The sequence below is a fragment of the Streptomyces sp. NPDC024632 genome (genome assembly GCF_055559175.1).
Genome location: NZ_JBVHLD010000001.1, coordinates 561053 through 581332, shown reverse-complemented (window position 1 = coordinate 581332; position 20280 = coordinate 561053). Strand labels below are relative to the sequence as shown.

Annotated in this window: 23 protein-coding genes and 1 tRNA gene; 14 read left to right on the top strand and 10 right to left on the bottom strand. The window is 69.8% G+C overall.

Going from position 1 to position 20280, the window contains the following annotated elements:
* Positions 1 to 5: 5 nt before the first annotated feature.
* The 8 genes from ACZ37P_RS02535 (at position 6) to ACZ37P_RS02500 (ending at position 5433) form a co-directional block, all read left to right on the top strand.
* A complete protein-coding gene (locus ACZ37P_RS02535) occupies positions 6 to 308 on the top strand; it encodes a hypothetical protein (RefSeq protein WP_467344423.1) in 303 nt (100 codons plus the stop codon).
* Positions 305 to 496: a hypothetical protein gene (locus ACZ37P_RS02530; protein WP_355336080.1), complete on the top strand. Its 192-nt coding sequence runs from the start codon at positions 305 to 307 to the stop codon at positions 494 to 496. The genes ACZ37P_RS02535 and ACZ37P_RS02530 overlap by 4 nt, the downstream gene beginning before the upstream one ends.
* 19 nt (positions 497 to 515) lie before the next feature.
* Positions 516 to 1133 carry a hypothetical protein gene (locus tag ACZ37P_RS02525; protein WP_467344421.1) on the top strand — a complete coding sequence of 206 codons (618 nt, stop codon included), beginning with the start codon at positions 516 to 518 and terminating at the stop codon, positions 1131 to 1133.
* Complete coding sequence (locus tag ACZ37P_RS02520; protein ID WP_467344420.1) at positions 1127 to 1930, top strand: deazapurine DNA modification protein DpdA family protein; 804 nt, start codon at positions 1127 to 1129, stop codon at positions 1928 to 1930. The genes ACZ37P_RS02525 and ACZ37P_RS02520 overlap by 7 nt, the downstream gene beginning before the upstream one ends.
* Positions 1931 to 2019: 89 nt before the next feature.
* Positions 2020 to 2907 (top strand): bifunctional DNA primase/polymerase, encoded by an 888-nt coding sequence (locus tag ACZ37P_RS02515; protein WP_467344418.1) that lies wholly within the window; start codon positions 2020 to 2022, stop codon positions 2905 to 2907.
* Entirely contained in the window at positions 2904 to 4058 is a 1155-nt protein-coding gene (locus ACZ37P_RS02510) for an AAA family ATPase (protein WP_467344416.1), read from the top strand. Before ACZ37P_RS02515 ends, ACZ37P_RS02510 begins: the two co-directional genes overlap by 4 nt.
* The gene (locus ACZ37P_RS02505; RefSeq protein WP_467344415.1) at positions 4055 to 4276 is read left to right on the top strand and encodes a helix-turn-helix domain-containing protein; all 222 of its coding nucleotides are present in this window, start codon (positions 4055 to 4057) and stop codon (positions 4274 to 4276) included. The genes ACZ37P_RS02510 and ACZ37P_RS02505 overlap by 4 nt, the downstream gene beginning before the upstream one ends.
* The gene (locus ACZ37P_RS02500) at positions 4273 to 5433 is read left to right on the top strand and encodes a tyrosine-type recombinase/integrase (RefSeq protein WP_467344413.1); all 1161 of its coding nucleotides are present in this window, start codon (positions 4273 to 4275) and stop codon (positions 5431 to 5433) included. Before ACZ37P_RS02505 ends, ACZ37P_RS02500 begins: the two co-directional genes overlap by 4 nt.
* Before the next feature lie 22 nt (positions 5434 to 5455).
* Here the strand turns inward: ACZ37P_RS02500 and ACZ37P_RS02495 are convergent, their stop codons facing one another.
* The 4 genes from ACZ37P_RS02495 to ACZ37P_RS02480 all read right to left on the bottom strand — a co-directional run bounded on the left by ACZ37P_RS02495 (position 5456) and on the right by ACZ37P_RS02480 (position 8137).
* Positions 5456 to 6265 carry a hypothetical protein gene (locus ACZ37P_RS02495; RefSeq protein WP_467344412.1) on the bottom strand — a complete coding sequence of 270 codons (810 nt, stop codon included), beginning with the start codon at positions 6263 to 6265 and terminating at the stop codon, positions 5456 to 5458.
* 152 nt (positions 6266 to 6417) lie between these two features.
* A tRNA-Pro gene (locus ACZ37P_RS02490) sits at positions 6418 to 6491 on the bottom strand.
* Between the two features lie 12 nt (positions 6492 to 6503).
* On the bottom strand, positions 6504 to 7172 hold the full coding sequence (locus tag ACZ37P_RS02485; RefSeq protein ID WP_467344410.1) for a Pr6Pr family membrane protein: 669 nt from the start codon (positions 7170 to 7172) through the stop codon (positions 6504 to 6506).
* A gap of 35 nt (positions 7173 to 7207) precedes the next feature.
* Positions 7208 to 8137, bottom strand: coding sequence for a metallophosphoesterase (locus tag ACZ37P_RS02480; RefSeq protein WP_355336098.1), 930 nt, complete (start codon positions 8135 to 8137; stop codon positions 7208 to 7210).
* 211 nt (positions 8138 to 8348) lie between these two features.
* Between ACZ37P_RS02480 and ACZ37P_RS02475 the strand changes: the two genes are divergently transcribed.
* A complete protein-coding gene (locus tag ACZ37P_RS02475; protein WP_391042635.1) occupies positions 8349 to 8807 on the top strand; it encodes a GatB/YqeY domain-containing protein in 459 nt (152 codons plus the stop codon).
* Positions 8808 to 8974: 167 nt separating this feature from the next.
* Here the strand turns inward: ACZ37P_RS02475 and ACZ37P_RS02470 are convergent, their stop codons facing one another.
* Positions 8975 to 11332, bottom strand: coding sequence for a transglycosylase domain-containing protein (locus tag ACZ37P_RS02470; RefSeq protein WP_467344408.1), 2358 nt, complete (start codon positions 11330 to 11332; stop codon positions 8975 to 8977).
* Positions 11333 to 11729: 397 nt separating this feature from the next.
* Between ACZ37P_RS02470 and ACZ37P_RS02465 the strand changes: the two genes are divergently transcribed.
* Positions 11730 to 12062 carry a WhiB family transcriptional regulator gene (locus ACZ37P_RS02465; protein WP_093716024.1) on the top strand — a complete coding sequence of 111 codons (333 nt, stop codon included), beginning with the start codon at positions 11730 to 11732 and terminating at the stop codon, positions 12060 to 12062.
* 71 nt (positions 12063 to 12133) lie between these two features.
* Here ACZ37P_RS02465 and bagB read toward each other — a convergent pair whose 3' ends face one another.
* On the bottom strand, positions 12134 to 13468 hold the full coding sequence (gene bagB, locus ACZ37P_RS02460; protein ID WP_355336104.1) for an ATPase BagB: 1335 nt from the start codon (positions 13466 to 13468) through the stop codon (positions 12134 to 12136).
* A 3-nt stretch (positions 13469 to 13471) separates the two neighbouring features.
* Positions 13472 to 14590: an ATPase BagA gene (gene bagA / locus ACZ37P_RS02455; protein ID WP_391159350.1), complete on the bottom strand. Its 1119-nt coding sequence runs from the start codon at positions 14588 to 14590 to the stop codon at positions 13472 to 13474.
* A 208-nt stretch (positions 14591 to 14798) separates the two neighbouring features.
* On the opposite strand from bagA, the gene ACZ37P_RS02450 reads away from it, so the two are divergent.
* Both ACZ37P_RS02450 and ACZ37P_RS02445 read left to right on the top strand, forming a co-directional pair.
* Positions 14799 to 14960, top strand: coding sequence for a DUF4177 domain-containing protein (locus ACZ37P_RS02450; protein WP_188284144.1), 162 nt, complete (start codon positions 14799 to 14801; stop codon positions 14958 to 14960).
* The gene (locus tag ACZ37P_RS02445) at positions 14957 to 15424 is read left to right on the top strand and encodes a RidA family protein (RefSeq protein ID WP_355336109.1); all 468 of its coding nucleotides are present in this window, start codon (positions 14957 to 14959) and stop codon (positions 15422 to 15424) included. The genes ACZ37P_RS02450 and ACZ37P_RS02445 overlap by 4 nt, the downstream gene beginning before the upstream one ends.
* A 289-nt stretch (positions 15425 to 15713) precedes the next feature.
* Here the strand turns inward: ACZ37P_RS02445 and ACZ37P_RS02440 are convergent, their stop codons facing one another.
* Positions 15714 to 16910 carry an MFS transporter gene (locus ACZ37P_RS02440; RefSeq protein WP_467344403.1) on the bottom strand — a complete coding sequence of 399 codons (1197 nt, stop codon included), beginning with the start codon at positions 16908 to 16910 and terminating at the stop codon, positions 15714 to 15716.
* Between the two features lie 55 nt (positions 16911 to 16965).
* Here ACZ37P_RS02440 and ACZ37P_RS02435 point away from each other — a divergent pair, with 55 nt between their 5' ends.
* Positions 16966 to 17721 (top strand): AraC family transcriptional regulator, encoded by a 756-nt coding sequence (locus ACZ37P_RS02435; RefSeq protein ID WP_355334659.1) that lies wholly within the window; start codon positions 16966 to 16968, stop codon positions 17719 to 17721.
* Positions 17722 to 17736: 15 nt separating this feature from the next.
* On the opposite strand, the gene ACZ37P_RS02430 is transcribed toward ACZ37P_RS02435, so the two are convergent.
* A complete protein-coding gene (locus ACZ37P_RS02430) occupies positions 17737 to 18627 on the bottom strand; it encodes a winged helix-turn-helix transcriptional regulator (RefSeq protein ID WP_467344401.1) in 891 nt (296 codons plus the stop codon).
* Between the two features lie 50 nt (positions 18628 to 18677).
* Complete coding sequence (locus tag ACZ37P_RS02425; protein WP_467344399.1) at positions 18678 to 18815, bottom strand: hypothetical protein; 138 nt, start codon at positions 18813 to 18815, stop codon at positions 18678 to 18680.
* On the opposite strand from ACZ37P_RS02425, the gene eno reads away from it, so the two are divergent.
* Entirely contained in the window at positions 18796 to 20088 is a 1293-nt protein-coding gene (eno, locus tag ACZ37P_RS02420) for a phosphopyruvate hydratase (protein ID WP_467344398.1), read from the top strand. The genes ACZ37P_RS02425 and eno overlap by 20 nt on opposite strands.
* Positions 20089 to 20280 lie beyond the last annotated feature (192 nt).

The following is a 20280-nucleotide window of genomic DNA, read 5'->3' as shown; positions in this document are numbered from 1 at the left end:
ACGTTGTGACCCTCCCCGTCCTCGCTAGCGCCTTCCTCCTGCTTATCACCCTCGGTTACGCGGCCGTATGCGCGGGCCAGCCGTTCGGACGCTGCCGCAAGTGCCGCGGCTTCGGCTTCGCCACCACCACCGACCGCAAGGGACGACCCAAGCGCGGCAAGCACTGCCGCCGCTGCGACGGCCACGGCATCCGCATACGCCGCGGACGCCACCTCTACAACCTCTACCGCCGCGCACACCAGCGCGGCACCACCCAACCCGCGGCCCCTGCCCGTCCGTTCGCTCCGAGCCAGGGAGACCGCCCGTGATCCTGTCCGTCTCCGCCGTACTGCTCTTCGGCACCGGCACCGCTCTGGCCCTCCGGTACAAGGCCACCTCGTTCGGCGCCGCGGTCGTGGTGTTCCTCTTCGGCTTCTACGCCGCCGCCACGGGCGCCGCTCAGCCCATCACCCAACTCGTCACCGCTGCCGCTCAGGCCGTTGGCCAGATGCGCTGAACCGAAGGGAGGCACCACCGTGAACGAGCCCAACTCGCCCATCGTGGCTCGGCACTGGCTCATCGCCGCCGCGCCCAAGGCAGCACCGGCCATCGCCACGTCCACCGTGCTGATCCTTGCTCGGATCTGGAACGCCAACGGTGCGCAGCACAGCGTCGGAGACGCGTCCGTGATGGGGCTGCTCGCCGCGGGCGCCGCCTTCGCGGGCAACGCCCTGGCCACCGGCGAACACGGCGAATCCACGTCCGCCGCGGTCGGCTTCACCGCGGCCGGCACCCTCGCCCTCGCGGGAGTGGCCGCCTACGCGGACGGCTTGCCTTTGCCGTTGCTGCTCTGGTCGGTGGCCACCGTGCTCAGCTACGTCCTGGCCCACCGGCACTGGCGCACCGACCGCCGCGAGACGACCGCGTACGAACGCGCCACCGAGGCACGGCGCGAGACACACCAGCACGTCGAAACCGTCGAGGTCATCCGCGCCCGCGCGCAGGTCGAAACGGCCCGCGCCGGCGGCGAGTACGCCACCGCACTCGCCGCGGCCCTCACCGCCCGCGCCACGCTTCCGGGTTTCGACCCGGCCGCGCTCAGCAAGGCCGGACTGCCGGAGCTCCCCAACGGCATGTGTAAGGAGGGATGGTGAGGTTCTACCTGACGACGCACAAGCGGCGTTGGGTGGAGGCCACCAGCGTCCCGTTGTTCCTGAAGTACGAGCACTTCGGGGTAGGCACTGCCCGAAGCATGCCGCGGGCGATAGGCCCGTACGCCATCGACTCCGGCGGGTTCACAATCCTTCAGCAGTTCGGTCGCTGGACCATCGAGCCACAGCGGTACGTCGATGATCTCCGTCTCATCCGCGAACAGGTCGGCCCATTTGGATGGGCCGCGCCGCAGGACTGGATGTGTGAGCCCGCGATCATCCACGGCGGGACCTTTGGCGGGCAGACCTTCGCCGGCACCGGTCTGAGCGTCGTTGAGCACCAGCGCCGCACTATCGGAAACTATCTGCTGCTGAGGGAACTCGCCCCGGATTTGCCGATCATCCCGGTAGTGCAGGGATGGGAGCTCCCAGATTACGAACGTTGCGTCGGCCTCTATGAACGCGAGGGCGTAGACCTAACTCGCGAACCGGTTGTTGGCTTGGGTTCAGTCTGTCGTCGGCAGTCCACCGCTGAGGGCGCCGCCATCGTCACCACACTTGCTGCCCAGGGCCTCAAACTGCACGGCTTCGGCTTCAAGACTCTCGGACTGGCCAAGGTCGGGCACCTCATGGCCTCCGCCGACTCTGCCGCGTGGTCGTATCACGCGCGCCGCCGGCCGCCCATGCCTGGCCACACCACCCACAAGAACTGCGCGAACTGCCTGCCTTACGCCCCCAACTGGCGTGACCGGACGCTGGCAGCCCTGCCGCCCTGGCATCAACCCGGCCTCGGCACTTAGCTACGCCGCGGCGGCGGGACTCCCCCAGCAAGGTCGCCCGCCGCCGCGGTTCTCCCCGCCCGTCCGAAGACCGACAGGAGAACCCCAGAATGCCCTATCGCGAACGCGCCGCGCTGCTCGCCGCGGCGATGGAGACCGCCGCTCGCGGCTGGCCGGTCTTCCCGCTGCGACCCGGCGACAAGCGGCCCGCCATCACCGGATGGGAACAGCGCGCCACCACCGACCGCGCCTGCATCGAACGGTGCTGGACGCACGCCCCGTACAACATTGGCATCACTACCGGTCCGGCCGCGCTCGTCGTCGTGGACCTGGACGTCCCTAAGGGCGCCGACGACACCCCGCCCTCGGAATGGGCCGGGCCGGGAATCACCGAAGGAACTGACGTGCTCGCCGCGCTCTGCGAGCGGCACCGGCAGCCGTATCCGGCGAACACGTTCGCGGTTCGGACTGGCAGCGGCGGTACGCACCTGTACTTCGTCGCGCCCGTGGGAATCGAGCTGCGCAACAGCGCTGGCACGCTCGGGTGGAAGGTGGACACTCGCGCTGCCGGTGGGTACGTCGTGGGCGCGGGAAGCACGGTCAACGGCCGTTCTTACGACGTCTTGTCCGACGTGGCGGCGGCGCCGCTGCCGCTGTGGCTTGCTGACCTGTTGAAGCCCGTACCGTTGCCGCCGCAGCGGCCCATCACGGTCAGGCTGACCGCGGGCAATCGGCACGCCGCGTGGCTGCGCGCCGCTGTCGAGAGCGAGTTGACCCGCGTCACGGCTTCTCCAGCTCATCAGCACAACAAGGCGCTTTACCTCGCCTTCATCGCCCTCGGGCAGCTCGTTGCCGGGGGAGAACTGACTGAACACGACGTGACGTGCTGGCTCGCCGAAGCCGCCCATCAGGTCGGGCAGGGTGAAGGCGAGGCACGCCGCACCATCGTGTCCGGGCTCCGTGCCGGTGCACAGCGACCGAGGCAGGCTGCGGCATGAGCGGGCAGCCGATCCCTCCGCTACACCTGTACTCGGTCCCCAGCGACCCGCAACCGGCTACGATCCCGCCGCCGAAGCGGGAACGGCCGCGGACCGCGTGGACAGCCGATCAGCTCATGGATGCGCACTTCCCCGAGCCGAAATGGGCGGTGTCCGGAATCCTCGCTGAAGGCGTGAGCCTGCTCGCCGGGCCGCCGAAGGTGGGGAAATCCTGGCTCTCGTTGGGACTTGCTCTCGCGGTCGCGGCCGGCGGGCAGGCTTTCGACTCCGTTCCCGTCGATGGTGGCCCGGTGCTGTACCTCGCTCTTGAGGACACCCCGAGACGTCTCCAGACCCGTATGGGCAAGCTCTTGGGCGGACAGAAAGCACCGGCCGGGCTCACGCTCGTCACCGAATGCCCGCCCTTCCCGCAAGGCGGGGTCGAGGCCATCGCGGGATGGCTGGACCGCAATCCGGATGCCCGCATGGTCGTGATCGACGTGTTCGCCAATATGCGCGGCGCCTCGCCGCAAGGCGCTTCCGCATACGACGCCGATTACGTCGCGGTCGGTCACGCCAAGCGCCTCGCGGACCACTACGGCATTGCGGTCGTGCTGGTGCACCACGTCCGCAAGATGGCGTCCGAGGACTTTCTGACGGAGGTCTCCGGGACCAACGGCATCGCGGGAGCCGCTGACGCGACGCTCGTTCTCAAGCGGGCCCGTGGGCAGGCAGATGGCGTCCTGCACGTCACCGGCCGCGACGTGGAGGAAGCCGAATACGCCCTGGCCTTCCAGCAAGCCTCCGGTGCCTGGCACCTGTTGGACGGACCGGTGTCCGACCACACCATCGGCGACACCCGCGCCACGATCCTGAAGTACGTACGGGCTCACCCCGGTGCGAAGCCCAAGGACATCGCCGCAGTAATGCCCGACGTCGACGCGGACATCGTGCGCCGCACCTGCTCGCGTATGGCCGACGCGGGCCAGCTCACCAGGGACGCCGGCGGTCGGTATTTCCCGCACACAGGCAGCCGGACAGCAGCCACCCCGGAGACGTCCGCGCTGTCCGACTGTCCGGTTGACCCCGCTGAGCAGCAAGAACTCCCCGGACATCCCGAAGAGGAACTGTCCGGGCTGTCCGCTCCCGGCGTGCTGAGGAGGACATCGTGACGCTTGCCATTCCGGAGCGCTGCTCACTCGGTGACCCCGTGCTCTACCGAGTGGAGGACATGCCGCGTGTCCTCCGGCTGAGCCGCAGCCGGATCTACGAGTTGATCCGTTCCGGTCGTCTTCGCACCGTGAAAGAAGGCCGTACCCGGCTTGTCCCGCAGTCCGCCGTCGCCGAATACGTCGCTCTACTGGAGCGCGAAGCACAGGGAGAGAAATGACCAAGCGTCGCGCTCACGGCGACGGTGGCCTGTACTGGAGCGAGAAGCGGCAGCGTTGGATCGCTGCCGCCTCGCTCGGCTACGACGCGAGTGGGAAGCGCATCATGCGCCGTGGCAGCGGTCGGACCAAGACCGAGGCCAAGAACAAGCTGAAGGAAGTTCTGCGGGACTACGAGGACGGTCTCGCCATCGCACCCACCGGGTACACGGTGGAGAACGCGGTACGGGACTGGCTCATGTTCGGGTTGGCGGGCCGGGACGACAAGACAGTTGAGACCGCCTCTGGTCTCAGCCGTAACCACGTGATCCCTTCACTCGGCGCCCGGAAGCTCCGAGATCTGAGCGCCGAAGACGTGGACAAGTGGCTTGCCGAGAAGGCCAAGGTGCTCAGCACTCGCACCTTGCAAGGCGTGCACTCCTGCCTGAACCGTGCTGTCAAAAGAGCCATGGCGCGCGACAAGGTGAAGCGCAATGTCGTAGAGCTGTGCCAGGTCCCCAAGGGACAGCCCGGACGGCCGTCAAAGGCGCTGACGTTCGCCCAAGCCGAAGCTGTACTCACCGCAGCGGCCCGTACCCACATGCACGCGTACATCGTCGTCTCGCTGCTCACCGGTGCCCGGACCGAGGAACTGCGGGCACTCACCCGGGATCACGTCTTCTTGAAGGGAGACCCGACAGCGAATCCGCCGATCCCGCCGTACATGGCCGTATGGCGCTCGGTGCGATCCGGAGGAGATACGAAGACCAGGAAGTCCCGCCGCACCATCGCTCTCCCCGCACGCTGCGTAGAGGCGCTGTGGCAGCACTGGGAGGACCAGGGCTGGGACCGGCTCGCGGCCGGCGACGCCTGGGAGGAACACGGCCTGGTCTTCGCCAGCGCGGTCGGGAAGGAGCAGGACGCGTCCCACGTACGTCGGGCCTTCCGGGCGGCGCTCAGCAAGGCTGAGGGGATCGACGCTGCCGACTGGACGCCTAGGGAGCTCCGGCACAGCTTCGTCTCGCTGCTCTCTGACAACGGCGTCCCTCTGGAGGAGATCTCCCGGCTGGTCGGGCACTCCAGTACGGCCGTCACCGAGGAGGTCTACCGGAAGCAGATCCGGCCGGTCATCCAGACCGGCGCCATCGCAATGGACCATATCTTCGGTAGTTCTTGCTGAGTGTTCGTAACAACGGGAAGTTTCAGCGCTCCGATGGAGCCTTCATGGGCTGCGGGTGCACCCTTTCGGCACTGGCCCAGAGGTCTTCGTATTTCTTCCGATACACCTCGGCAATGTCAGCGGAAGGAGCGATTACAGCCGTGAGGTGCCTGCCCACCCCGTTGACCGAGGACCCCAACAACTGCACCGAGCCATCTTCGCTCACGACACACCGGTCATGCAGAGATGGGTCCGCAGTGTGACGAAGCTCGACATCAGCGCCGTTCGGAATTGTCGCCAGAGCAACGGCAAGGAGTTGACGGTCCTTGCCTGAGCTCGGGTGGCGCGACGAAGTGAGGATGCGTCGAAGAGTTGTCGATTCGACCAGCCACTCCAGCGAGTAGGCGTGAAAGTAGGCGTCTACGGGCAGTCCTTGGCCAGCCTTCTGTAGGCGTCGCGTGAGCTGGACGTAGACCATGGGATCTTCCGGGTCCAGTGCAATGTCTGCTACTTCAGGATCCAGGTCCTCGCCCGTCGAGCGTTCGTCGTTCTCGGCCCTGAGGACGGCTCTGCCGATCTTGGTCAGAGTTACTCCGTCGTTTCCCTTCTTGATCCACCCCACCTGGAGGAGGTAAAGCGCTACCGCCTCTGGCCTGCGCTTGATCTTCCCCTCCCCGTACAGCCCCGAGAACAGCGAGGTGCCGCCGAGGAACAACTGCTCTCGCTGCGCATCACGCGGTTGAGGCGCCTGTGCATAGTTGTCGATGTCGGCAAGAGAGAGTTGCTGGCCTTGGCTGGCTACCAGTTCGATGTACCAAAGCGTCCGCAGGATGTGATCTGAGACACGACTCATAGGAGGAGTGTCCCACCGACGACCCGCCGGCGAGTGACTCAACGATCGGGTCTGACAGCAGCTTGCGACCCCATAGGCACTCACTTTGACACTCAGCACGAATCAGGGCCCCAGACTCTTCGAGTCTGGGGCCCTGACCTGCTGCTATACCGTCGGGGTGGCGGGATTTGAACCCACGGCCTCTTCGTCCCGAACGAAGCGCGCTACCAAGCTGCGCCACACCCCGGTGCAACGGGGTTTACTTTAGCGGACGGGGGGCTGAGGGCGAAATCCGGTTTCTTCGGGGGGAGGGGCGGTGGTGGTCGAGGAGGATCAGGAGGAGGGAGAGGGCGGCGAAGGCGAGGGCGAGGAGGAGGGCGGTGAGGAGGGTGGCGGGGTAGCCGCGGGTGTCGACGTCGAGGAAGGGATAGGGGTAGCCGGAGAAGGGGCCGCGGATGAGGGCGAAGGCGAAGTAGGCGAGGGGGAGCAGGAGCCATTGGCCGGCGTAGCGCCAGGGGAAGCGGCCGGGGGCGGTGAGCAGGAGCCAGTCGAGGACGACCGTGAGGGGGGTCACGGTGTGGAGGAGCTGGTTGGAGAAGGCGAGGGCGCCGGTGCGGGCGCCCAGGTTCTCGGACTCGGAGAAGTCGCTCGCGTCATTGGCGAGGACGAGGTGGTAGACGAGGCCGGTGATCACGATGCAGAGCAGGACGGCGCCGTGGATCAGCGGGGGGATCGGGGGACGCCGGGTCCAGGTGCGGTACGCGGACCAGGCGAAGGTCAGCGCGATCGCCGCGTTGGTGAGGACCGTGAAGTACGTGAAGACCCGCAGCGGCGGGAAGTGCGCGCACTCGATGGTGATTCCCGTCACCGCCGCTGCCGCGATCAGCAGCCGGAAGGCCGCCACGTACGAACGGGGGATTGCAGGCATGCCTCACCGTACGAGACGGCGGACGGCGGGACGGGTCAGCGGCTGGTGAGCGTCAGGAGCGTCGCCTCGGGCGGGCAGGCGATACGGACCGGGGTGAAGCGGTTGGCGCCGCAGCCCGCGGAGACGTGCAGGTAGGACGTGGAGCCGGTGGCCGTATGGGTGGACAGGCCCTTGACACGGTCGGTGTCGAGGTCGCAGTTGGTGACCAGCGCGCCGTAGAAGGGGACGCAGATCTGGCCGCCGTGGGTGTGCCCGGCGAGGATCAGCGGGTAGCGGTCGGAGGTGAAGGCGTCCAGGACGCGCAGGTAGGGCGCGTGGACGACCGCCAGATTGAAGTCGGTGTCCGGGTCGGGGCCGCCCGCGACCGCGGCGTAGCGGTCGCGCTTGATGTGCGGGTCGTCCAGGCCGGTGAGGCCGAGCACGGGGCCGTGGTCGAGCTTGAGCTGCCCGCGGGAGTTGCTGAGGCCGACCCAGCCCGCCGCGTCGAACGCGTCGCGCAGCTCGCCCCAGGGGTTGCGCAGGACGCCGTGCGCAGCGCGGTCCTTGCCGTTCAGACCGTGCTGGCCGCGCGCCTTCTCCACCAAGTACCGGGCGGGATTACGGAACTTGGGGCCGTAGTAGTCGTTCGACCCGAAGACGTACGTGCCGGGGAACTGCATCAACGGGCCCAGCGCGTCCAGGACTTCGGGTACGGCGGTGGGATCCGACAGATTGTCGCCGGTGTTGACGACCAGGTCGGGGCGCAGGCCCGCCAGCGACTGGAGCCAACGGCGCTTCTTGTTCTGGCCCGACACCATGTGGATGTCGGAGACCTGGAGGATACGGATCGGGCGCATGCCCTCGGGCAGCACCGGGATGTCGACGCGGCGCAGGCGGAAGGACCGCGCCTCGAAACCGGCCGCGTACGCCAGGCCGGCCGCGCCGGCCGCCGTCACACCGAGGGGAATTCCGTATCGCGCGCGCATACGTCCATCGTGTCAGAGTCCGGGCCGTACGCGCGCCAAGGCCCCTCGACCGGCGCCGGGCGCACCCTTCAGCCGGCACCCTCCAGACGGGCACCCTTCAGCCACGGCGCACCCTGCCACGGCCAGCCGCACAGCCCCCCGACGGGCAGTCGCCCCCCGCCTCCCTCGTATATGCGGCGCGACCACCGCGCAGGGATGCGAAACTCGGCGTATGACCACCACGCTCAAGCAGCGACTGCACGACGACCTCACCAAGGCGATCAAGGGACGCGACGAACTGCGCTCCGCCACGCTCCGGCTCACCCTCACGGCCATCACGAAGGAGGAGGTCGCGGGCACCACCGCGCGCACCCTCTCCGACGACGAGGTGCTGAAGGTGATCACGCGCGAGGCGAAGAAGCGGCGGGAGGCGGCCGAGGCCTTCGCGCAGGGCGGCCGGGCGGAGTCGGCGGAGCGGGAGCGCGCCGAGGGCGAGGTGCTGGCGGAGTACCTGCCCAAGCAGCTCGGGGACGAGGAGCTGACCGCGATCGTGCGGGACGCCATCGCCGAGTCGGGGGCCGAGGGACCGCGCGCCATGGGCGCCGTCATGAAGATCGTCAACCCGAAGGTGGCCGGGCTCGCGGAGGGCGGCCGGGTCGCCGCCGAGGTGAAGCGCCAGCTCGCGGGCTGATCCGCGCACTCATCAGCAGACCTCACGCGTAAGGGGCGCCCTCCCAGGAGGGCGCCCCTTACGACGTCACTTATGCGCGGGCCGACGCCTCACACCTGCGCCGACCTGCGCCGACCTGCGTCGACCTGCGTCGACCTGCGTCGGCCTGCGTCGGCCCGCGTCGACCCCTACGTCGCCCCCGTCGTACCCCCCGCCCGGCCGTTCCCGCCGCCGGTGGTCAGGCCGGGGAAGGTCGGGAAGGGGTTGGGGCTGCCGTTGGTGGCGGCGTTGGCACCGGTCGCGCCCGCGGTCGTACCCGTCGTCGTACCGCCGTTGGTGCCGCCGCCGGCGGCGCCCGCCGTGATGGCGCCGGTGGTCGTGCCCATCGTGGTGACGCCGCCGGGGCCGTGGCCGCGGCCCTTGTGCTTGTCGTCGGTGTTGGTGGCGTTGCCCGGGTTGTTCGGATCGGGCGACGCCGGGGGGTTCTTGCCCTTGTCCTGGATGTTGAGCGGCACCGTCACGAAGCTGAGCACCGGCTTGCCCTCCAGGGACGCGGAGACGGCGTCCTTCCAGATGGGGGCGGGGCCGTCGGCGCCGTACACCAGCGGGTAGTACTTGCCGCCGATGGTGATGTTCTTCATCTTCTTGGAGTGCTTGGGGTCACCCATCCATACGGCCGCCGCCATGTTCGGCGTGTAGCCGGCGAACCAGGCCGCCCACCGGTCGTCGGTCGTACCGGTCTTACCGGCGGTGTCCCGGCCGTCGTCCAGGTTGGCCGCCTCGCCCGTACCGTCGTCGACGACGCCCTTGAGCATCGTGTTGATGGTGTCGGCCGTGTTCTGCGACATCGCCTGCGAGCAGAGCGACTTGGGCACCGTCAGCTTCTTGCCGCCCGCCGCCGTCACGGACTGGATGGCGATCGGCGTGCAGTAGACGCCGCGGTTGGCGAAGGCGGCGTACGCGGCGGCCACATTGAGCGGCGACACCTCGTTGGTGCCGAGGGTGAGCGAGGCGATCTGGTTCAGCGGCTTGCCGTCGGCGCGGTTGAGCCCCAGCTTGGTCGCCATGTTGACGATCGGGCAGAGCCCGGTCTGGCTCTCGAGCTGGAGGAAGTAGGTGTTGATCGACTTCTTCAGCGCCTCGGGCATCTGGTACGGGCCCACCTCGGACGGGTCCTCGTTGCCCGTCTCGTCGGTGCCGTGGATCGTGTTGTTGTCGCAGGTCGTGACGTCGGGGTACGTCATCTTGTTCGGCGACGGCTCCGACTGGTCCGGCTTGTAGCCCGCTTCGAGCGCCGCGGCGGCCGTGATCGGCTTGAACGTCGAACCGTTCTGGAAGCCCTGGCCGCCGCCCATGTTGGCGTTGACCGAGAAGTTGATCTGCGTCTCGTTCTTGCCGAAGCCGTACGGCTTGCTCTGGCCCATCGCGACGATCTTGCCGGTGCCGGGCTCCACCAGGGTGACGGCGGCGGCGATGGCGTCGCTCTTGTAGACGTGCTTGCTGATGCCGTCCAGCACACCCGCCTGCGCCTTGGGGTCGAGCGTGGTCTTGATGGTCAGACCGCCGGTGTCCCAGGTCTTGGCGCGCTCCTCCTTCGTCTTGCCGAAGGCGGCGTTGGTGAGGAAGGTGTTGCGCACGTAGTCGCAGAAGAAGCCCGCGCCGTTGACGGCGGTGATGCAGCCGTTCTTCGGCGAGCTGACCTTCAGGCCGAGCGGCGCCTTCTGCGCGGTGGCGGACTGCTCAGGGGTGATGTCCTTGAGCTGCGCCATGCGCGCCAGCACCGTATTGCGGCGCTTGAGGGCTTCCTGCTCGTCGTTGATCGGGTCGTAGCGGCTCGGCGACTGGACCAGGCCCGCCAGCAGCGCGGCCTCGGTGAGCGACAGGTTCTTGGCGTGCTTGCTGAAATACCGCTGCGAGGCGGCCTCGACGCCGTACGCCTGCTCGCCGAAGAAGGTGATGTTGAGGTAGTTCTCCAGGATCTTCTTCTTGCCGAGTTCCTTCTCGACCTGGATCGCGTACTTCATTTCCTTGATCTTGCGGCCGATCGTCTGCTGGGTGGCGAGGGCGACCTTGTTGGGGTCGTCGCCCGCCTCCTCCACGAAGACGTTCTTCACGTACTGCTGCGTCAGGGTCGAGGCACCCTGGGTGCCGCCCTCCGACGCGTTGTTGCTGAGCGCGCGCAGGATGCCCTTGGGGTCGAGCGCGCCGTGCTCGTAGAAGCGCGAGTCCTCGATGGCGACGATGGCGCTGAGGACATTGGGGCTCATGTCCTCGATCGGGACGACGGTGCGGTCGCGCGAGTAGACCGTGGCGATCAGGCCGCCGTGCGCGTCCAGGATCTTCGACGCCTGGCTGAGCGGCGGGGTCTTCAGCTCGCCCGGCAGGTCGTCGAAGCCGGCCGCGGTGCCCTTGGCCGACAGGCCGAGCGCGCCCACGGCGGGCAGCGCGATGCCCGCGAGGACCACGCCGGAGAGCACGCTGACGCCGAGGAACTTGGCGGCCTGCTGGGCTGTGCTCAGCCCCCCGCCCGATCGCTTGTGTGCCATGGAGGCAGCCTACGTTGCGATTCCCCGGACGTGCGCCCAACTGTTCGCCTACTCTGTAACGGACAGGGCGCGATCGTCGGGCGCGTTCCTGCCTTCCTTCGTCACTCTTGTGAGTGATGAGAACTGCCCGAAATTCGGCATATGCCGAGGGACTTGTCCCTTATGGCGAGACGATGTGTGCTACTTCGCCTCTTAAGTCCGATATTGGTGCCACATAAGCCCGCCTCACTCCGTTGGGTGATCTCCCGCGCACGCATAGTCCGTTCGGGCCATGCAAGATTGGGCCGGAAAGGGCTGTTGCGCCGCGCCTACCTTCCGTAACGTCCTCAACTGGCAACGGTGAATATGCCGCTTGCCGCCGTGGGGGAGCCTCGATTCGGGAGAGGACGGCGCCAGCATGAGTAGCTGGGTAACCGACTGGAGCACGCAGGCGGCGTGCAGGACCACAGATCCGGACGAGCTGTTCGTCCAGGGCGCGGCTCAGAACAGGGCCAAGGCGGTATGCACCGGCTGCCCGGTGCGGACCGAGTGCCTGGCGGACGCGCTCGACAACCGGGTGGAGTTCGGCGTGTGGGGGGGTATGACCGAGCGTGAACGCCGTGCGCTGCTGCGACGGCGCCCCATGGTGACCTCGTGGCGCAGACTGCTGGAGACGGCACGCACCGAGTACGAGCGCAGCACCGGCCTCATCCCACTCGACGACGAGGACGACTACGCCGCCGCGGGCTGACGACCGGTCAGAACCGCACCATCACGTACGTGGTCCGGCCCCGCGTCACCGCGCGGTCCGACCTCGCACCACTACGCGGCCGCGGGCCGACCGTCCGCCAACTGCTCGCCGATCGCCCGCAATCCGGTCAGATCGTGTACGTCACCGGGCAGTGCTGTCACGTCCACCATGGGCACCTCCGGGTGGACGGACACAAAGCGGTCGCGCGTGCGTCGTTCACGCGCGACCACCTGCATGCGTTCGGCATGGAGGCGCAGCAATCCGGCGGCCAGCCGTTCGGTACCGGCCGCGGTCGCTGTGCTGGACGTGCTCGCTGTGCTGCCCGTGCTCGCAGTGCTGGACGTGCCTGAGCCGCTGGCGCTCGAGCTGCCGGCGGTGCTTGCCTGACTGGACGCGGAGGCCCGCTGGGAGTCAGCCTTCCCGGTCGGATGATCCACAATGCCGCCGTCCGCAAGATTTTCTTCCAGCGCCTCCTCCAGGGCCTCGGCGGCGGCCAGCGCCCGCTCCGCGGTGAGGTGCGCGGCGCCGCTGCCGTGGACGCGGTTGAGGACGAGACCGGCGAGCGGCATGTCCTCGGCCGCCAGGCGTTCCACGAAGTAGGCCGCCTCCCGAAGGGCGTCCCGCTCCGGGGCGGCGACCACCAGGAAGGCCGTGCCCGGCGCCTGGAGCAGCCGGTACGTGGCGTCGGCGCGGGTCCTGAAGCCGCCGAACATGGTGTCCATGGCGGCCACGAAGGTCTGCACGTCGCGCAGCAGCCCGGCGCCCATCACCTTGCTGAGGGTGCCGGTCATCATCGACATCCCGATGTTGAGGAATTTCACCCCGGCCCGGCCGCCGACCTTGGCCGGGGCCATCAGCAGCTTGATGAACTTGCCGTCGAGGAAGGAGCCGAGCCGCTTGGGCGCGTCCAGGAAGTCCAGCGCGCTGCGGCTCGGCGGGGTGTCGACGATGATCAGGTCCCAGGCGTCCTGGGCCCTGAGCTGGCCCAGCTTCTCCATCGCCATGTACTCCTGCGTGCCCGCGAAACCGGCCGACAGGGACTGGTAGAAGGGGTTCTCCAGGATCGCGCGGGCCCGCTCCTGATCGGAGTGCTGGACCACGACCTCGTCGAAGGTCCGCTTCATGTCCAGCATCATCGCGTGCAGCGAACCGCCGGCGGACCGATCGATTCCGGCCACCTCGCGCGGGGTGTTGTCCAGTTCGGTCAGGCCCATGGACTGGGCCAGCCGCCGCGCCGGGTCGATCGTGAGTACGACGGCCGTACGGCCGCGCTCGGCCGCGCGTACGCCCAGGGACGCGGCGGTCGTCGTCTTGCCGACACCGCCGGAACCGCAGCACACGATGATCCGCGTCTTGGGGTCGTCGAGCAGCGGGTCGATCTCCAGCACGGGGCTCTCCAGGCTCATGGGTCAGGCCTCGTCTCCGGTGTCGGTGTCTTCGTCCGGGTGAGCGGCGGATTCTCCGCGGGCGCCGTCCTTGGCGAAGGTGCCGCCGAAGCCCGGCACGGCCTGCTTGCGCAGGCTGTCGGCCAGCCGGTAGAGCCCGCCGAGGTCCACGCCCTCGCCGATCAGCTCCAACTCCCTTACAGGAAGGCCGAGTCCGCCGATCTCGGCGCGCTGCTCGCGCTCCAGGACCACCCGCTCGGCGTGCTCGTACGCCTGGGCGAGCAGCGGGTCGACCAGCCGCTCGGCGACCCCGCCGCGCCGGGCGCCGCCGAGCCCGGCCTGGGATAGCGCCTTGGCGACGGCCGTGCGCCGCTTGCCGACGCCGCCACCGCTGCCGCCCGCCGGGAGGTCGGTGACCTGGGCGAGGGCGGCGTCCTCCAGGAGGACGGGGCGCACCATGTTGACGATGACGGCGCCCACCGGCAGCCCGGCGGAGCGCAGGTCCGCGACGCCGTCCATCGTCTCCTGGACCGGCATCTCCTCCAGGAGCGTCACCAGGTGGACGGCGGTCTGCGGGGACTTCATCACGCGCATCACGGTCTGCGCCTGGTTGTGTATGGGGCCCATCCGGGCCAGCCCGGCGACCTCGTCGTTGACGTTGAGGAAGCGGGTGATCCGCCCGGTGGGCGGGGCGTCGAGCACCACCGCGTCGTACACCGGCCAGCCCGCCTTGTCCTTGCGGCGGACGGCCTCGCAGACCTTGCCGGTCAGCAGCACGTCCCGCAGCCCGGGGGCGACGGTGGTGGCGAAGTCGATCGCGCCGAGCTTCTTGAGCGCGCGCCCGGCGCGGCCGAGCTTGTAGAACATGTCCAGGTAGTCCAGCATCGCCAGCTCGGCGTCGATGGCCAGCGCGTGCACCTCGCCGCCGCCGGGTGCGGAAGCGATTTTCCGCTCCTGGTACGGCAGCGCCTCGGTCTCGAAGAGCTGGGCGATGCCCTGCCGCTCCTCCACCTCGGCCAGCAGCACACGCCGTCCCTCGGACGCGAGCGCGAGGGACAGCGCGGCGGCGACCGTGGTCTTTCCCGTGCCGCCCTTGCCCGTCACGATGTGGAGCCTGACGGCGGAAGACTGTTGAGGGCTCACCTTGCGAGCCTAACCACTGAAGGCACCACGTACTCGGGCGGCCGTGCGGTTGGGGTGACGGCGCGATGACCGCCGGGTGTCGATCCGGGGCGGCGGCGCGGGGCCGAACGGGGGGCGCGGCAGTGGTCCGCGGGTGGTCCGCGTACGGTCCCCGCCGGTCGGGGAGCGCCGTGCCGGACGGCCGCCGGGGAGGCACTACAGTCGCCGTATGGCGAAGAAGTGGGAATACGCGACCGTGCCGCTGCTCGTGCACGCGACGAAGCAGATCCTCGACACGTGGGGCGAGGACGGCTGGGAACTGGTGCAGGTCGTGCCGGGGATGAGCCCCGAGCAGCTCGTGGCGTACTTCAAGCGGGAGAAGGCGGCGTGAGCGGCGCCGTCGACGCGCGGCTCGCGGAGCTGGGGCTGACGCTGCCGGACGTGGTCCCGCCGCTGGCGGCCTACCAGCCCGCGGTGATCTCCGGGCGGTACGTCTTCACCTCGGGGCAGCTCCCCATGGTCGAGGGCAAGCTCGCGCTGACCGGCAAGGTCGGCGCCGAGGTGACCGCCGACGAGGCGAAGGACCTGGCCCGCATCTGCGCGCTCAACGCGCTGGCCGCCGTCCGCTCGGTCATCGGTGACCTCGACCGGATCGCCCGTGTGGTCAAGGTCGTCGGCTTCGTCGCCTCCGCCCCCGACTTCACCGGCCAGCCCGGTGTGATCAACGGCGCCAGCGAGCTGCTCGGCGAGGTCCTCGGTGAGAAGGGCGTGCACGCGCGCAGCGCCGTCGGCGTGGCCGTCCTCCCGCTGGACGCCCCGGTCGAGGTCGAGGTCCAGGTCGAGCTGACGGACTGAGTCCGCCGGTCCGGGGGGGGGGGGGGGGGGGGGGGGGGGGGGGGGGGGTTTGGGGGGGGGGGGGGGGGGGGGGGGGGGGGGGGGGGGGGGGGGGGGGGGGGGGGGAGGGGAGGGGGGGGGGGGGTGGGGGGGGGGGGGGGGGGGGTGGGGCCTCCCCCCCCCCCCCCCCCCCCACGACGGCGATCTCTCGGCCGCACTGAGGGCAGCGGCGGCGGGGGGATGACATGGGGACAGTCTGGTGGGCCGTGGCCCGGGGGCGCGGGAGGCGGCCCGGTCGACGTGTCGCGGATTAGCCCGCGAGGGCGGGGTCGGTGGCCGCGTCCTCCGGCGCGGCGGCGGGGGACGAGCGGGGCGCGGTGGGCTCGGGGAGGGAGCGGAACAGCAGCCAGCTCAGGGCGGGCATGACGATGAGCGGGGTGAGAGCGGTACGCAGCGAGGTGGCGTCGGCGACCGCGCCGATGACGGGGGTGGCGAGGCCGCCGATGCTGACGGTGAGCCCGAGCGTGATGCCGCTGGCGGTGCCGACACGGGTGGGGAGGTAGTCCTGGCCGAGGGTGACCTGGAGGGAGAAGGGGACGTAGAGGCCGACCGAGGTGAGGGCGACGAAGAGGTAGAGGGCCGGTCCCGGGACGAGGACGACGCCCGCGACGGACGGGATCGAGACCAGATACGACCAGCGGGTGACGGTGACGCGGTCGTAGCGGCCGGCCAGCGAGCCGCCGAGGACGGAGCCGATCGCGCCGCCGATGTAGAGGACGAACAGCGCGGCGGTGCCCGCCACTTCACTGCCGCCCATGCGCTGCTTGGCGTACAGCGAGATGAAGGTGCTCAGGCCGATGAAGACGATCGAGCGGAAGACCACGGCCACGGAGAGCTTCACGAAGGACGCCCTGTCGTCGCGCCCGACGGCGACGGCGGCCGAGGTCCCGGTGGAGCGCCGCCGTTCCAGCTCGCGCAGCACCGGCAGGCACAGCACGCTGCCGACGAGCGCGGGCAGCACCAGCAGCGGGGTGAGGCGCAGGCCGCCCGTCGCGACGACGGCGGCGACCATGAGCGGGGCCAGCGCGAAGCCGATGTTGCCGCCCACCGAGAACCACCCCATCGCGCTGTGGCTGCCCCCGCTCGCGAGGCGGGCGACGCGCGCGGACTCCGGGTGGTACGCGGCCACGCCGACGCCGGAGACCGCGACGAAGACGAGCGTGAGCGCGTACGAGCCGCTGACGCCGCTGAGCGCGATGCCCGCACCGCCGAGGACGGTGCTCACCGGCAGCAGCCACGGCATCGCCCACCGGTCGGTGAGCAGGCCGAACAGCGGCTGGGCCACGGAGGACAGGACGGATGCGGCGAGCACGATGCCGGAGGCGGCGGCGTAGCTGTAGGCGCGTTCGGCGACGAAGTAGGGGACGAGGGCCGCGACGGCGCCCTGGTAGATGTCGACGCAGGCATGCCCGAAGGACAGCAGCGTGATCGAGGTGTTTTTCGGCACGTCACCCATGGTCTTCAGGCGGTGGTATGTCGGGCTTCCGATAAACTGCCAACCAATGACGAAAATCCGCCATGAGCCGGTCGCGCCGACCCGTACCGAGCGGCTGGCCCCCGGCGCGGAGATCGACCCGCACCGGCACGACGACCACCAGATCGTCTACGCCGGACGCGGAGTGCTGGCCATCACCACGAGCGCGGGCTCCTGGGTCGCCCCGGCCACCCGCGCCATCTGGGTCCCCGCCGGTACGGTCCACGCCCACCAGGCCCACGGCGAACTCGAACTCCACCTGGTCGGCCTCCCGGAGAACGAGAACCCGCTCGGCCTCGACACCCCGACCGTCCTGGCCGTCGCCCCCCTGCTGCGCGAACTGCTCCTCGCCCACACCCGCACCCCCGACGACGGCAGCCCCGAACGGGCCCGCCTGCGCGCGGTGTTGCTCGACGAACTGCGCGCCTCACCGCAGCAGCCGCTCCACCTGCCCTGGCCGGCCGCGCCCCAACTCCGGTCCCTGTGCGCGATCCTGCGCGCCGACCCGGCCGACGACCGTACGCTGACCGCCCTCGGCCGCCAGGTCGGCGCCAGCGACCGTACGCTGTCCCGGCTCTTCAAGAGCGACCTCGGCATGACCTTCCCGCAGTGGCGCACCCAACTCCGCCTCCACCATGCCCTGGTGCTGCTCGCCGAGAACACCCCGGTCACCGCCGTGGCCCACCGGTGCGGCTGGTCGTCCGCCAGTGCCTTCATCGACGTCTTCCGCCGCACCTTCGGCCATACGCCGGGCGCCCACCAGTCGCGGGACCAGGCTGGATAGCTCCTGCGCGGACGGTCAGGGGCCTGCCGTCGCCAGGCGCAGCGTCTCCTCGACGGCCGCCGGAATGTCCTCGACGGGGAAGAGGACGTGCCGCACGGTGCGGTCGGGGGCGAGGACGAGGATGAGCCGTTTGAGGCGGAGCCGCCCGGCCCCGCGGAAGGTCGGCAGCCGCAGGGCGGCGGCCAGACGCTGCTGGGCGTCGGAGAGCAGCGGGTACGGGACGGCTTCGGCGGCGGCGAAGGCCGCCTGTTCGTAGGGGAGTTGGGTGCTGACTCCGTGGACGGCGACGTCGGCGCGGCGGAAGTCGGCGTAGGCGTCGCGGAAGAGCCGGTTCTCCAGTGTGCAGCCGGGCGCGCCGGGGATCGGGTCCTCGCCCCAGTCGACGCCGGTGCCGGGGTAGGTGAACAGAACGGTGGCGGCGGCGTCCGGGGCGACGACGGGGCGCTCGGCGCCGTCGCTCGCGGGCAGTCGGAGATCCGCGGGCAGCCGCGCGCCCGTACCCGTATCCGTATCGGTACCGCCGCCCGCCAGGGCGTGCACGCGTGCGTGCTCCGCCCCGTCCGGCGGCGCGGTCGCCGTGGTCGTCCCGTCGCCGAGGACCCAGCGGTCGCCCCAGTCCTGCATCGCCACCAGCAGCGGGAGCAGGGCGAGTCCCGAGTCGGTGAGCAGGTATTCGTAGCGAACCGGGCGGCGTTGGTAGAGGCTGCGCCGCAGGACGCCGCGGGCGACGAGCGCGCCGAGCCGTTCGGTGAGCACCTTGCGGGAGAGGCCGAGTTCGGAGGCCAGGGCGTCGAACCGCACGTGGCCGCGCGCGATTTCGCGCAGCACGAGCACGTTCCACCAGTCGGCCATCACCACGGCGGCCTGGGCGATCCCGCAGTCCTCGTCGGCGTTGTGCATCCTCATCCGCACAGAGTACATTCACTTTCTGAACTCACTTTGTTCTCGCTCGGAACTTAATCGTCGCCGTTCGCGTCGTTGTCGTCCGCGTCGTTGTCGTCCGCGTCGACGCCGTTCGCGTCGTCGTCATACGCGTCGTTGTCGTCCGCACCGCACGTGAGGAGCACCACCGCCATGGCCGCCAGGAACACCATCACCCGCGTCGTCGCCCGCGAGATCATCGACAGCCGGGGCCATCCGACGGTCGAGGTCGACGTCGAGCTGGCCGACGGTTCCACCGGCCGCGCGGCCGTACCCTCCGGAGCCTCGACCGGCGCCCGCGAGGCGGTGGAACTGCGCGACGAGGACCCGGCCCGCTTCCACGGCAAGGGAGTTCGGCGGGCCGTCGACGCCGTCAACGAGTCGATCGTGGACATCGTCGTCGGCCTGGAGGCGGAGGACCAGGCCGCCGTGGACGCGGCGCTGATCGAGCTGGACGGCACGCCCGACAAGTCCCGGCTCGGCGCGAACGCGATCCTCGGCGTCTCCCTGGCCACCGCCAAGGCCGCCGCGCACGCGCACCGGCTGCCGCTCTACCGCTACGTCGGTGGCGTGGACGCCCGGCTGCTGCCGGTGCCGATGATGAACATCGTCAACGGCGGCGCGCACGCCGACAATCCGCTGGACTTCCAGGAGTTCATGATCGCGCCGATCGGCGCGGCCACCTTCGCCGAGGCCGTACGCATCGGCTCCGAGGTCTTCCACACCCTGCGCGGCGACCTGCTGGCCGCGGGGCACAGCACCGCGGTCGGCGACGAGGGCGGCTTCGCCCCCGACCTGCGGACCGCCGAAGAGGCGCTGGACTTCGTCGTACGCGCCGTCGAGCGCAGCGGGTACAAGGCCGGCACCGACATCACCGTCGTCATGGACCCCGCCGCGTCGGAGTTCTTCCGCGACGGGGTCTACGACTACACCGGCGAGGGCGTACGCCGCAGCGTCGAGCAACACGCCGAGTACCTGGCCCAGTTGGTGGCGAACTACCCCGTGGCGTCCATCGAGGACCCGATGGCCGAGGACGACCGCGACGGCTGGCGGCTGCTCATGGCGCGCCTCGGCGACCGCTGCCAGCTCACCGGCGACGACGTCTTCTGCACCAACGAGACGCTGCTGCGCGAGGGAATCCGCGACGGCGTCGCCAACTCCGTTCTGGTGAAGGTCAATCAGATCGGCACGCTCACCGAGACGTTGGCGACCGTCGGCACCGCGCACCGCGCGGGCTACACCGTCGTGATGTCGCACCGCTCCGGCGAGACCGAGGACACCACCATCGCCGACCTGGCCGTCGCGACCGGCTGCGGCCAGATCAAGACGGGTTCGCTGTCGCGCTCCGACCGCACCGCCAAGTACAACCAGCTCATCCGGATCGAGGAGGAGCTGGGGACACAGGCGCGGTACGCGGGCCGCGAGGCGCTCGGGCTGCGGCGCTAGGGCGTGTCCGGGGGGCGAGCGGGTCCAGGGAACGGTTTTCGTGGGGCGCCCGGCGAATGCGAGGCGAAAGGGCCGGATGCCGCCGCATGTGATAATCGTTAACGGTGTCTGGCCTCGCATGAGCGGACGCCTGATCTCCTCGCACCACCGGATTCCAGCGCGCCGCTGGAACTCCACCGCACCACCGGATTC

Coding starts and splice junctions, on each gene's coding strand:
- ACZ37P_RS02520 (WP_467344420.1), top strand. CDS start 1,127: ATGGTGAGGTTCTACCTGACGACGCACAAGCGGCGTTGGGTGGAGGCC.
- ACZ37P_RS02515 (WP_467344418.1), top strand. CDS start 2,020: ATGCCCTATCGCGAACGCGCCGCGCTGCTCGCCGCGGCGATGGAGACC.
- ACZ37P_RS02510 (WP_467344416.1), top strand. CDS start 2,904: ATGAGCGGGCAGCCGATCCCTCCGCTACACCTGTACTCGGTCCCCAGC.
- ACZ37P_RS02500 (WP_467344413.1), top strand. CDS start 4,273: ATGACCAAGCGTCGCGCTCACGGCGACGGTGGCCTGTACTGGAGCGAG.
- ACZ37P_RS02495 (WP_467344412.1), bottom strand. CDS start 6,265: ATGAGTCGTGTCTCAGATCACATCCTGCGGACGCTTTGGTACATCGAA.
- ACZ37P_RS02485 (WP_467344410.1), bottom strand. CDS start 7,172: ATGCCTGCAATCCCCCGTTCGTACGTGGCGGCCTTCCGGCTGCTGATC.
- ACZ37P_RS02480 (WP_355336098.1), bottom strand. CDS start 8,137: ATGCGCGCGCGATACGGAATTCCCCTCGGTGTGACGGCGGCCGGCGCG.
- ACZ37P_RS02475 (WP_391042635.1), top strand. CDS start 8,349: ATGACCACCACGCTCAAGCAGCGACTGCACGACGACCTCACCAAGGCG.
- ACZ37P_RS02470 (WP_467344408.1), bottom strand. CDS start 11,332: ATGGCACACAAGCGATCGGGCGGGGGGCTGAGCACAGCCCAGCAGGCC.
- ACZ37P_RS02465 (WP_093716024.1), top strand. CDS start 11,730: ATGAGTAGCTGGGTAACCGACTGGAGCACGCAGGCGGCGTGCAGGACC.
- bagB (WP_355336104.1), bottom strand. CDS start 13,468: ATGAGCCTGGAGAGCCCCGTGCTGGAGATCGACCCGCTGCTCGACGAC.
- ACZ37P_RS02450 (WP_188284144.1), top strand. CDS start 14,799: ATGGCGAAGAAGTGGGAATACGCGACCGTGCCGCTGCTCGTGCACGCG.
- ACZ37P_RS02435 (WP_355334659.1), top strand. CDS start 16,966: ATGACGAAAATCCGCCATGAGCCGGTCGCGCCGACCCGTACCGAGCGG.
- ACZ37P_RS02430 (WP_467344401.1), bottom strand. CDS start 18,627: ATGAGGATGCACAACGCCGACGAGGACTGCGGGATCGCCCAGGCCGCC.
- eno (WP_467344398.1), top strand. CDS start 18,796: ATGGCCGCCAGGAACACCATCACCCGCGTCGTCGCCCGCGAGATCATC.
- ACZ37P_RS02425 (WP_467344399.1), bottom strand. CDS start 18,815: ATGGTGTTCCTGGCGGCCATGGCGGTGGTGCTCCTCACGTGCGGTGCG.